We start from the raw sequence: 11,834 nt of genomic DNA on the forward strand, positions 1-11,834 counted from the left end.
AGTTGTATTGGCGTCTCTATTTTTCTGCATGTTTCGCCTTCTCTTTACTTTCATACATTTTCGCATCCGCCTGATGGAACAGCCGGTAAATAAAATCTGTCCCTGTGTTTTCTCCCTTAGCCCAGCCTCCTGCCGCATCCAGGCCTTCCGGATTTCCCTCTCCGTACTTCCGAATGTTCTCTCTAAAACTGCAGAACACCTCTTCAATGCTTTCATCCGGTATATGTTCCATAATGACTGCGAATTCATCTCCGCCGATACGATAGCATCTCCCAATCGCTGAAAATGCATCTTTCACAGAATCTGCAGTATCTTTGATCAGTCTGTCTCCTGCCGCATGACCATATGTATCGTTTGTATACTTGAGATTGTTGACGTCGAATACTGCGACCGCAAAAGTGTTTGTGTCCCTCTTTGCGTGAAGAATCCCTGCATCCCGATCAAACGCTGCCCTGTTTCCAATCCCCGTCATAGCGTCTTTGTATGCCAAACGGCGGTATGTTTCCGCCTCCATACTGGTCCTGAGCAGCCCCATCCCCCTCCTGAGACTGACATAACAGAGAGAAAGGTAAAATCCAATCAAGCCAATGCGGAAAAACAACGAATTATCACTGATCTTTTGAGGGAGAAATGCAGCCAGAGAAAGCATTGCCCCGGCTGCCAGTATGCAAATACCGATCAGTACAAAAAATGTGTCTTTGTTGTGGTAATGAAGCAATTCTCTCAGACAAAGGAAAATACTGGCCGCAACTGTACAGATGATTAAAAAATGGGTCACGGGCAGTGACATTATCAGGTCAACAGTTCCTGTGATATAAAGTACCGCGCAAAAAATCGTCTGAAGAAGAAAAAGAATGCTCAGACAGTCCAGAGCCCCTTTGCCATGCCGGCAGATCTGACGCAGAAACATTAAATATGGTACAGGCATCAGTGTAAACAGTAAAAATGACAATATATATATGGGAGCCAGTTGTTTGGTTAAAAATTGAGGAATTTTTGAATCTGTAATGATCCACAGCGTGGAAATGACGATAAACAGACCGATATACACAAAATCTTTGCTGTTATAATCCAGTCCCTTCCAGCGAAGCAGACAGAAAACAAGAAGGAAACACAAACCCAGCACACCGGACAGAACAGCGAATACAGCGATTCCGATACAGTTTTCGCTGATCATCTGCATCACTGCACTGCGGTTTCCATATTTTATTTCGGGGATCTTCCATCGTCCGGGTGTGTTCGGGGAAGTGATTTTTACAGCAATGGTTTTTCCCTGAACACCCTCCGGCAGATCGATAATATTCCAAATGTTCCCCAGGATCCAGCCTGCGGGACCTTTATTTCCTGCCCCGTAAGAGTACAGCTTTCGATCTCCCGCAAAAACTTCCACAGCCTGATGAAAATTTTCCATGCAGAGCACTGCGTCTTCCGCCGCTGGTTTTGACAGATCCAGATAAATGGTCAGACTTTTTCTCCCGCTGTCCTTAATCTTCACCGGAAGACTTGAAATTTCTGCCTTCTTCCCTTCTTCTATATAATACCAGCCTTCTGAAAGGGATGTTATCTCCTGCCTTTGATTAATGCTGATATTGTCTGTGTGATAACTCTTCATACCATACACAAAGGTTCCCAGTGCCGTAATGAGGGATAAAATGACAAGAAACGCAAAACTGTAATTTCTTGTTTTTTCTTTCATCTGTATATCCCTCCTATTCCTTAATTTTAAATTGATTTTATCATATGGATAGAAAAAAGGCCAGCTTGCGCCGGCCTCAAGTACAAAGTATCACCTCATTGTATATTCTTTTACTTCTCCAAAAGTCCAAGAATCTCTTCCACACTTTTCTTTCCGAAATACACATCTTTTTCATTCACAATCATACACGGCACGCTCATGATCTGATACTTGTCTTTCAGATATGGAAAATATGCCATATCGTAAATATCTGCCTCGATATCGGGATTTTCCAGTGCAATCCTCTGTACAGCCATGACCAGTTCCGGGCACATCGTGCAGGACAGAGACACAACAGTCTGAATCCTGATCTTCCTGCTGATGTTCCGAATGCGGTCCAGCAGTCCCTCATCGATAGCCTGTCCGGGACCGGCGGCATTATAAATCGCTATGATAAAAGAATTGAATTCATGTCCTCCCGGAACTCCGTGGAATGCAGTGCCAAGATACGTTCCGTCGCCGCTGCAGATACAGATTGCAGGGAGTTCGATATTTTCTCCCCCTTCCGGGTTCACTTCACAGCGGATATGAGGAGACAGGTCTTTCATCTCTCCGGCAAACTCTTCCACTTCCCTGGAAATCGGGCTGTCATCGGTATAAAATTTCAGCACCACGTCTTTTTCAAGTCTCTCAAATACCGGTGCCAGCTGCTGTTTCATTTCTGCTGTCAAAAATCCGTCGGTTTCCGGAATTTCCTCTTTCGGCACATCCGTGGGTTTTCTTCTCTCCGGTGTGAAAATCTCACGTTCGGGGAGTTTTAGTTTTTCGTACATCCCGGATAAATATTTTTCCAGTGAAGTGGCGGCCACTGCCCCGTCAGATACAGCAGTCACTACCTGCCTTAAATTTTTCACGCAGATATCTCCGGCGCCATAGATACCGTTTTTGCTTGTTTTCTGGTTCATATCTGTCACCAGATAACCGTCTTCGCTCAGTTCCAGAAAATCTTTAAAAAGTCCTGTGGCTGGTGCATATCCTGCAAAGACAAAAATACCGAAACTTTTTCCTACCGGCGGCTCATATTTCCATGTTTCCCCGGTTTCATTGTTTTGGAATACAGCATATTGAAGGGTGCTCTCGCCTCCTGCCTCTACGATCTCAGTCTGATAGTGTACTTCAATCCCAGGATGATTTTTGACCTGGTCCGCTACGGCTGCTGCACAAGTAAAATCCTCTTCTCTGACGATGACCGTGACTTTATTTGCGTATTTTGTAAGGAATACAGACTCTTCTGCCGCGGCAAAGCCTCCTCCCAAGACAAACACATCCAGTCCCGTAAAAAATTCTCCGTCACAGGTGGCACAATAGGCAACACCCCGTCCCTGGTATTTAATTTCTCCCTCAAATCCAATCTTTCTGGGACTGGCGCCGGTGGCCAGCACGATTCCCAGTGTCTCAAAGGTTCCCTTATCTGTGACAACCTTTTTGATATCTCCGTCCGGATTCAGTTCTTTGACTTCTGCCATCATAAATTCCGCACCAAAAAACTCGGCCTGCTGTCTCATGTTTTCCGTAAGCCTTTTGCCGTCAGTTTCAGGAACCCCCGGATAATTGACCACCTCCGACGTGATCGTGATCTGTCCGCCCATCTTTTCTTTTTCTATGACCAGCACACGGTATTTTGCCCTGGCAAGATAAATGGCGGCGGAAAGCCCTGCCGGACCTCCGCCTATAATGATGCCGTCATAGAGTTTTTTCATATCAATTCCGTTCAACGTATCACCTTCCATTTACATCTGTTCTTAGATCAAACCTACCAGATCAAGACTCGGTTTTAAAGTTTCTGCTCCCGGCTGCCATTTTGCTGGACAAACCTCATCTCCATGTTCTGCTACGAATTGGGATGCCTGTACTCTTCTAAAAAGCTCTTCCGCATTTCTTCCGACATTACCGGCAATGACTTCATAAGCCACGATTTTGCCTTCCGGATTCACAATGAAGCTTCCCCTCTCTGCCAGTCCGCTTTCTTCGATCATCACATCAAAGTCTCTTGCGAGCAATCCGGTCGGGTCCGCCAGCATCGGATACTGGATCTTCTGAATTGTCTTAGACACATCATGCCATGCCTTGTGTACGAAATGTGTATCACATGACACAGAGTAAATTTCACATCCCACTTTTTTAAAATCTTCATATTTATTCGCCAAGTCTTCCAGTTCCGTCGGGCATACAAATGTAAAATCTGCAGGATAGAAAAAGAACACAGACCATTTTCCAAGAATATCTTCTTTTGTTACCTCTTTAAATTCATTTCCCTGATAAGACTGTACTTTAAAATCTGTTACTTCCTGACCTATTAATGACATTTTATTGTCCTCCTTTAATTTGATTGCTTTATCCCAGGTTCTGTTCTTACTGCTTAAACTTTCCTAAAAAACACGGTTTTATGCACTAAAAAGCAGAAAGAAATCACCTTAAAAGGCATGTTCTTTCTGCTTTCCATGATTCTGCTTTATTTAAAATGTAGTAAAACCGGGATAGACTGCACTGTCTCCCAGCTCTTCTTCAATCCTAAGCAGCTGGTTATATTTTGCCACTCTCTCACTTCTGCTCGGCGCACCTGTCTTAATCTGTCCGGTATTCAATGCCACTGCAAGATCTGCGATGGTCGTGTCTTCTGTCTCACCTGAGCGATGAGAGACAACCGCTGTATACCCTGCCTTGTGCGCCATTTTAATAGCTTCCAGCGTTTCGGATACAGTGCCGATCTGGTTTAGTTTGATCAAAATAGAATTTCCGCATCTTTCTTTGATCCCTTTATTAAGACGCTCTGTATTTGTTACAAACAGATCATCTCCTACCAGCTGGATCTTATCTCCAAGCTCTCTGGTCATATATTGCCAGCCCTCCCAGTCCTCTTCATCTAAACCGTCCTCAATAGATACGATCGGATATCTTTCACAGAGAGACTTCCAATGAGCGACCAGTTCTTCTGAAGCAAACTTCCTCTTGCACTTAGGGAGAATATACTCTCCTTTTTTCTCCCCTTTCCACTCGCTGGAAGCCGCGTCCATTGCCAGCACAAAGTCTCTGCCTGGCTCGTACCCCGCCAATTTTACTGCCTCTAAAATGTATTCAATGGCTTCCTCATCGCTGGCAAGATCAGGTGCAAAGCCTCCTTCATCTCCCACGGAAGTCGCCAGTCCCTTTGACTTGAGCAGTCCTGCCAGCGCGTGGAACACTTCCGTACACTGGCGCAGAGCTTCACGAAAACTTTCTGCCCCCACCGGCATAATCATAAATTCCTGCACATCGACTGTATTTGCCGCATGGGCGCCGCCGTTTAATATATTCATCATCGGCACCGGAAGACGGTTTGCATTCAGGCCTCCCAAAAATCGGTACAGAGGAACTCCCAGAGCCGCTGCCGCTGCTTTTGCACATGCAATGGACACTGCGAGCACCGCATTGGCACCAAACTTTGATTTATCTTTTGTTCCGTCTGCATCGATCATTGCCCTGTCAACAGCATAAATATCAGAAGCATCCATCCCGCTTAAGATTTCGCTGATCTCTGTATTAATGTTTTGGACCGCTTTGGTTACTCCCTTTCCTCCAAAACGTCCCTTATCTCCATCCCTTAATTCAAGAGCTTCAAATTCACCTGTGGAAGCTCCGCTTGGGGCTGTCCCCCTTCCTGTCACGCCGCCGGCCAGATATACCTCAGCTTCTACCGTAGGATTCCCTCTGGAATCAATAATCTCTCTTCCGATGACTTTCTCAATCTCTAAATAATTCATTCTGTATCCTTTCTGCCGAATCTCACTTTGCTCTATGTCTATTATTTATTCAGTTAGTATGAACTAACTAAAATCAGTTTATCAAACTATTATCAATTACTCAAGATTAAAACAGCAGAATAATTCTCAATAGGACATTTTCCACACGATTACCGTTCGGCTCTTAGAATGCCTCACTCCAATCATGTAGAAAATGGACATATTATCTGCTGGAGCAGGCTGCTTAGAAATCAAAGGTGTCACCTGCGATAGTTTTTCTCTATTGTCGGAAGGAGACCTGTTAAGAGCCGACTGGAGATAATGGAAAAAAAACATACCTTATCGCGCGAAGGGTATGAAAAGCAGTGTGCCCGTGGGTATGCATAAAAAAGATGGCTCTGATAAATACTAAATACAAAAAAGGACGGAATTAACATGAGAAAATCAAGATGGCACTATGCATGGTTTATATTAGCAGCTGTTATTTTAATCAGGGGCTTTGCAGGCGGCGGCATCAACATGACTTCCGGACTTTTCCTGTCTCCGGTCTCAAAAGAAATCGGCGTGGGAATCGGAAGTCTGTCTATCTATTTGAGCATAACTTCTGTCGTTATGGTCTTATGGCTTCCCACAGCAGGCCGGCTGATCAATAAATATGATATCCGACTCATGGCCCTGGCAGGGGCAGTGCTCCAAACACTCTCTTTTGCCTCTTTTGGTTTTCTGAACAGCGTTTACGGCTGGTATCTTTTAGCCATTCCCCATGCCATGGGCGCCACAATCTTAGTAAATCTTTTAGGTCCAATTCTTATAAACAGATGGTTTGCAAAAAATGCAGGAACTATGCTCGGAATCCAGATGGCATTCGTAGGACTTTTCGGGGCAGTACTGCAGCCGGTCACGTCCGATATCATTACACAGTACGGCTGGAGAACCGGATATTTTTTTATCGGAGGCATCACATTTGCTGTCGTTGTCATCACTTCTCTGGTCCTCCTGAAAAATAAACCTGGAGACAAACACCTTCTTCCGTTAGGTGCTGAATCTGCGTCAGAAGATACTGCTCCCGGTCAAATAAAAAAAGACCAGCTTGAGATATCCGAAGCTGCGGCTCTGCACTCGGCGTCTTTTTATCTGCTACTGTTCTTTATGATTGCTATTACCGGGATCGGCGTCTTTACCCAGCATATTCCTACCTATGGTTCCATGCTCGGTTATAGTGTCAGAAAAACCGGGGTAGCGCTTGCCTATGCCTCCATCGGAAGTGCCATCGGCTCCATTGCCATCGGAATGATAAGTGACCGGATCGGCAGTCTGAAAACCTGCTATGGAATGATCGCAGTCGGACTCGCAGCAGAGACTGGATTTTTGTTCAGCCAGCAGAGCTTTGCGGTCTTTGCCGTTTCAACCTTTCTCCACGGTCTGGTGACTTCCGGCATCATGGTCTTGGCTCCAATCCTTACCCTCAAATTTTATGGGCAGACCGATTATGAAAAGATATTTGCCAAAATTTCTATGGGCGCCCCGATTGCCTCCATTGTGCTGGTCCCTGCCTACGGATTTATCTATGATCTTTCCGGCAGCTACCGGACAGTCCTCATAGGAATGATCTGCCTGCTGGTCTTTGCCGCCGTCTGCATAACTGTCGGCTGGAAAAAGCGCTGTACAAATGAGGGGTGTCCTTCCTGGAGAGAGAAGCACTGATATCCCAGGGAAATGGAAACACTGAAGCAGCGGTTCCTTTTTGACACTTACTCTGATATACTTATTTTAAATGGTATAAAGCCAATGAAAGGAGCCAGTGCTGTGAATTTTATAATTGCTGAACTTTTAGTATTCAGGTGTGGAGTGAAAGATTCTTCTAAAAATCTTCAGACACACATCAATGAAATATAACGGAGAAAATTACATGAATATACGTTTTCTGAGTCAGATTGTACTGCAAGTAACCGGGTTAATTTATGCTACAGTAAAATACAGAAACAAAATTATTGAACACATTGATGATTATGTTTCCGGAATAAAGTATTCCCTGCCCTTTGACGGTGAATGGTACACCGCAAATGGCGGTGATAGGAAATTCTTCCACAGCGGTTCGCCTATGATTTTATTATTGTAGATGATAAAAGTGAAAGCTTCTGCGGAAACAAAAAGGATCTGCACAGTTATTACTGCTACGGAAAAAATATACTTGCTCCTGCGGACGGTATCGTTGTTTCAACAAAAAACAACTTCCCCGACTGCCGCATCATGGACACTGGGCAGACGGATCCGGATACTACTGATATTGGCGGCAACCGGATTATTTTAAAACATACTCCAAATGAATACAGTGCAATCTGTCATCTTATGCCTGGGAGTATAAAAGTACAGAAAGGACAAACGGTAAAAAGAGGTGATGTTATTGCCAAGTGCGGCAACTCCGGCAATACGACAGAACCTCACGTTCATTTTCAGATACAATCCACTGCTGGTTTCTATTCCTGCCTTGGTCTGCCTCTTCGTTTTTCTCATATTCAGACTAAAATTTATTCGAAATACAGTCTAATGGATACACGGCCTCTGCCTAAAAAAGAGGATCTGAGAAAAGGCTGTATACATAGGGGACTGTTAGTAAAAAATATTTAACGTAAAAAAATTCCTTGAGCGTTTGCTCAAGGAATTTTTATTTTATCTGGTAATTTTATTTATCATTCAGTGCTGCCTGTGCTGCTGCAAGTCTTGCGATCGGCACACGGTATGGGCTGCATGATACATAATTTAATCCAACCCTGTGGCAGAATTCAACGGATGCAGGATCTCCTCCGTGCTCTCCGCAGATACCAAGTTTGATATCCGGACGGGTTGATCTGCCCTTCTCAGCTGCCATAGCGATCAGCTGTCCGACTCCGTCCTGATCCAGTTTCGCAAACGGATCTGACTCGTAGATCTTGTTGTCGTAGTAAGCTTCCAGGAACTTACCTGCGTCATCACGTGAGAATCCGAAAGTCATCTGTGTCAGGTCATTGGTACCGAAGGAGAAGAACTCGGCTTCTTCTGCGATTTCATTTGCCAGAAGAGCTGCACGAGGTATTTCAATCATTGTACCAATGTGGTAATTGATATCTGACTCATAATAAGCTTTTACTTTCTCTGCTGTCTCAACAACAACATTTTTGACAAATTGGAGCTCTTTCTTCTCTCCTACGAGAGGAATCATGATCTCAGGAACAATGTCGAATCCTTTTTCCTGTTTTACTTCGATGGCAGCTTCCATAACCGCTCTTGTCTGCATCTTGGCGATTTCAGGATAGGTGACAGCCAGACGGCATCCGCGATGTCCCATCATAGGATTAAACTCATGCAAAGATGCACGTGTCATATTGATCTCTTCTACTGTTACATTCATATCTTTTGCCAGTGCTGAAATCTCTTCCAGTGTCGTAGGCAGGAACTCATGCAGAGGCGGATCTAAGAAACGGATAGTAACCGGTTTTCCTTCCATAACCTCGTAGAGTTCTTTGAAGTCTTTCTTCTGATATGGAATCAGCTGGTTCAGAGCGATCTCTCTCGCCTCTTTAGTCCTTGATAAGATCATACGGCGGATCTTCGGAATTCTTTCTGCATCAAAGAACATATGCTCTGTACGGCAAAGTCCGATTCCCTCTGCCCCAAACTTAACTGCGTTCAGTGCATCTGCCGGTGTATCGGCGTTGGTGCGTACCTTTAATGTACGGATCTCATCTGCCCATGTCATAATGCGGTCAAAGTTTCCGCTGATGGTTGCAGGGATCGTGCGGATCTCTCCATAGTAAACTTTACCGGTAGATCCGTCGATGGAAATATAATCTCCCTCACGGACAGTCTTTCCTCCCAGGGTGAACAGTCCTTTTTCTTCGTCTAACTGAATATCACCGCATCCTGCTACGCAGGCTGTACCCATACCGCGGGCAACAACGGCCGCATGGGATGTCATGCCTCCGCGGGCTGTCAGGATACCTTCAGCCGCATGCATACCTTCGATATCTTCCGGTGATGTCTCCAAGCGGACAAGGATAACTTTCTCTCCGGCTTCATGATGAAGTTTTGCAGTCTCAGCAGTAAAGTAAACCTTACCAGTTGCAGCTCCCGGTGATGCAGGAAGTGCTTCCCCGATCGGAACGGCAGCTTTGATTGCTTCCGGATCAAAGCGCGGATGTAATAGCTGATCCAAGGCTTTTGCCTCAATCCTTGAAACGGCTTCCTCTTTTGTGATCATACCTTCATCTACGAGTTCACAGGCAATACGAAGTGCTGCCGGTGCAGTTCTCTTACCGTTTCTGGTCTGTAAGAAATAAAGCTTGCCTTCCTGAATGGTAAACTCCATATCCTGCATATCGCGGTAATGGTCTTCCAGAGTCTTGGCGATCTGCATAAACTGCTCATAGCAGTCCGGAAGGTCTTCTTTCAGTCTGGTGATCGGCTGCGGAGTACGCACACCTGCCACTACGTCCTCTCCCTGTGCATTGATGAGGTACTCTCCATAGATCTGTTTTTCACCGGTGGATGGATTTCTTGTAAATGCTACACCGGTTCCTGATGTATCTCCCATATTTCCGAATACCATGGTCTGCACATTTACTGCAGTACCCCAGTCTCCAGGGATATCGTTCATTCTTCTGTAATAAATAGCACGAGGATTATCCCAGGAACGGAAAACGGCTTTGATCGCTTCCAACAGCTGTTCTTTCGGCTCCTGCGGGAAATCTTCCCCTAACTCACTCTTATAAATCTCTTTGTATCGCACGATGACTTCTTTCAGGTCATCTGCGGTTAAATCTGTATCAAACTTTGCTCCCTTGTCTTCCTTCATCTCGTCAAGGACCGCTTCAAATTTAGCTTTGTCCACTTCTTTTACAACATCTGCGAACATCTGGATAAATCTGCGGTAAGAATCATAAGCAAACCGTGGGTTGCCGGTCTTCTTTGCAAATCCTTCCACAGCTACGTCATTCAGACCTAGGTTCAAAATCGTGTCCATCATACCAGGCATAGATACTCTGGCCCCGGAACGTACAGAAACCAACAGCGGGTCTTCTAAGTCTCCGAATTCCTTCCCCTGAATATTTTCCAATGCTTTCATCGCATCGAAAATCTGTCCCTGTACCTCATCACTGATGTTTTCACCGCAGTCATAGTAATTGGTACATGCTTCTGTCGTCACCGTAAACCCCTGAGGAATCGGAAGACCAAGTCCTGTCATCTCTGCCAGGTTGGCACCTTTGCCGCCCAAGAGGTTTCTCATTTCTGCATTGCCCTCGTTAAATTGATAAACCCATTTTGTTGACATGTCTATACCTCCTAAAATAGTATGTTGTAACAGTGTATGTCGTTGGACTAATTGTACCACAAAACAAATTATTTGTTAATTATTTTTATACGTTTTTAACAATAAATTTTACATTCTATTAAGAAAACTATTTATTTTCTCTAAATCGACATGTTTTTCTCAATTATTTTGTTTTATCTTTCGTGAAATATTAATAAAATGGAAAGCCCTGCAATTCTTCCGGTGTAGCAGTCCCGTTCTGAAGCGCCTGTTGGCGATTAACTTTATAAAACTCTGCCCATGTTGCCTGCCGGTAAGGCACCACATAAAATATATCCAAAACCCCGCAGGTAAGAGTGGAGAGAATAATCCATCCGATAAAAGATAAATCTAAAAAGAAAGCGTTCAGCTTCTGTCCGTCCATCATCTTTCTGCTTATCTCAAAAGCTCTTCTCCTTGAAATCGAAGGATTTTCCGCCAGTATATACGGAATCATTGAATAGGAATAAGACTTTACAAGTCCCGGTATCAGCAACAGAAGACTCCACAACACTGTAAACAACTTTCTCAGAAACATTGTCAGCACAACATTCAGATAATTCCCGCTCTGAAAAACAGTTCCAACTAATCCAAATCTAGCTTTTCTGTCACTGTTTTCCAGAAAGAAACGGCTGCATCCTACCAGAAGAGGATTGCCCAGAAAGATTTTAAGCAGCGTAAATCCTATAAAAAGAACCATAAGAATTCCAATCGCCGCCGACACGATCATCAAAAATTGAGTGCTCGTGAAGAAATCCATGTTTTCCCCATTCCATCCGGATTCCCTCAGCTCGGTTTTTAAACTATTGTAAGATACATTCCCCCAATCTGTCCGCTAATGATGCCTGCGATCAGCCCTACCACCACCATAATCCAGTAGTTTCTCCTGATCGATTCTTTTGCCCTCTCTTTTAATTCAGTTCTTGTCCACCACATATTAGTCCTCCTTTTCTTGTCATCTTATGTGAAAGTTACATTAAATAGTATGACATTTTCCACGCGATTTCCGTTCGGCTCTTAGAATGACTCACTCCAATCGTGTAGAAAATGGACA

General features: G+C 44.4%; 9 protein-coding genes. 2 read left to right on the plus strand and 7 right to left on the minus strand.

Features of this window, described 5'->3' with window-relative positions; all coding sequences use genetic code 11:
- Positions 1-16: 16 nt before the first annotated feature.
- The 4 genes from QVP35_RS09715 to eno form a co-directional block, all read right to left on the minus strand.
- Positions 17-1,696 carry a GGDEF domain-containing protein gene (locus tag QVP35_RS09715; RefSeq protein ID WP_009288942.1) on the minus strand — a complete coding sequence of 560 codons (1,680 nt, stop codon included), beginning with the start codon at positions 1,694-1,696 and terminating at the stop codon, positions 17-19.
- A 110-nt stretch (positions 1,697-1,806) separates the two neighbouring features.
- Positions 1,807-3,465: an FAD-dependent oxidoreductase gene (locus QVP35_RS09720; protein ID WP_207706053.1), complete on the minus strand. Its 1,659-nt coding sequence runs from the start codon at positions 3,463-3,465 to the stop codon at positions 1,807-1,809.
- A 12-nt stretch (positions 3,466-3,477) separates the two neighbouring features.
- Entirely contained in the window at positions 3,478-4,041 is a 564-nt protein-coding gene (gene ahpC, locus QVP35_RS09725) for an alkyl hydroperoxide reductase subunit C (RefSeq protein ID WP_006566047.1), read from the minus strand.
- Between the two features lie 150 nt (positions 4,042-4,191).
- Positions 4,192-5,475 carry a phosphopyruvate hydratase gene (gene eno, locus QVP35_RS09730; RefSeq protein WP_006566048.1) on the minus strand — a complete coding sequence of 428 codons (1,284 nt, stop codon included), beginning with the start codon at positions 5,473-5,475 and terminating at the stop codon, positions 4,192-4,194.
- Positions 5,476-5,889: 414 nt separating this feature from the next.
- On the opposite strand from eno, the gene QVP35_RS09735 reads away from it, so the two are divergent.
- Both QVP35_RS09735 and QVP35_RS16720 read left to right on the plus strand, forming a co-directional pair.
- Positions 5,890-7,158: an MFS transporter gene (locus QVP35_RS09735; RefSeq protein ID WP_022261101.1), complete on the plus strand. Its 1,269-nt coding sequence runs from the start codon at positions 5,890-5,892 to the stop codon at positions 7,156-7,158.
- A 483-nt stretch (positions 7,159-7,641) separates the two neighbouring features.
- Complete coding sequence (locus tag QVP35_RS16720; RefSeq protein ID WP_256129243.1) at positions 7,642-8,082, plus strand: M23 family metallopeptidase; 441 nt, start codon at positions 7,642-7,644, stop codon at positions 8,080-8,082.
- Positions 8,083-8,137: 55 nt separating this feature from the next.
- Here QVP35_RS16720 and ppdK read toward each other — a convergent pair whose 3' ends face one another.
- The 3 genes from ppdK to QVP35_RS09755 form a co-directional block, all read right to left on the minus strand.
- Positions 8,138-10,762: a pyruvate, phosphate dikinase gene (ppdK, locus tag QVP35_RS09745; RefSeq protein ID WP_009288948.1), complete on the minus strand. Its 2,625-nt coding sequence runs from the start codon at positions 10,760-10,762 to the stop codon at positions 8,138-8,140.
- Between the two features lie 190 nt (positions 10,763-10,952).
- Positions 10,953-11,540 (minus strand): DUF975 family protein, encoded by a 588-nt coding sequence (locus tag QVP35_RS09750; protein ID WP_009288949.1) that lies wholly within the window; start codon positions 11,538-11,540, stop codon positions 10,953-10,955.
- A 38-nt stretch (positions 11,541-11,578) separates the two neighbouring features.
- Complete coding sequence (locus QVP35_RS09755) at positions 11,579-11,716, minus strand: hypothetical protein (RefSeq protein WP_022261103.1); 138 nt, start codon at positions 11,714-11,716, stop codon at positions 11,579-11,581.
- Between the last annotated feature and the right edge of the window lie 118 nt (positions 11,717-11,834).

It is taken from the genome of Anaerostipes sp. CAG:276 (assembly GCF_000432215.1).
GTDB lineage: Bacteria > Bacillota > Clostridia > Lachnospirales > Lachnospiraceae > Anaerostipes > Anaerostipes caccae.

Excerpts from the sequence above, each read along its gene's own strand:
- QVP35_RS09715 (WP_009288942.1), bottom strand. The coding sequence starts at position 1,696 with ATGAAAGAAAAAACAAGAAATTACAGTTTTGCGTTTCTTGTCATTTTA.
- QVP35_RS09720 (WP_207706053.1), bottom strand. The coding sequence starts at position 3,465 with ATGGAAGGTGATACGTTGAACGGAATTGATATGAAAAAACTCTATGAC.
- ahpC (WP_006566047.1), bottom strand. The coding sequence starts at position 4,041 with ATGTCATTAATAGGTCAGGAAGTAACAGATTTTAAAGTACAGTCTTAT.
- eno (WP_006566048.1), bottom strand. The coding sequence starts at position 5,475 with ATGAATTATTTAGAGATTGAGAAAGTCATCGGAAGAGAGATTATTGAT.
- QVP35_RS09735 (WP_022261101.1), top strand. The coding sequence starts at position 5,890 with ATGAGAAAATCAAGATGGCACTATGCATGGTTTATATTAGCAGCTGTT.
- ppdK (WP_009288948.1), bottom strand. The coding sequence starts at position 10,762 with ATGTCAACAAAATGGGTTTATCAATTTAACGAGGGCAATGCAGAAATG.
- QVP35_RS09750 (WP_009288949.1), bottom strand. The coding sequence starts at position 11,540 with ATGGATTTCTTCACGAGCACTCAATTTTTGATGATCGTGTCGGCGGCG.
- QVP35_RS09755 (WP_022261103.1), bottom strand. The coding sequence starts at position 11,716 with ATGTGGTGGACAAGAACTGAATTAAAAGAGAGGGCAAAAGAATCGATC.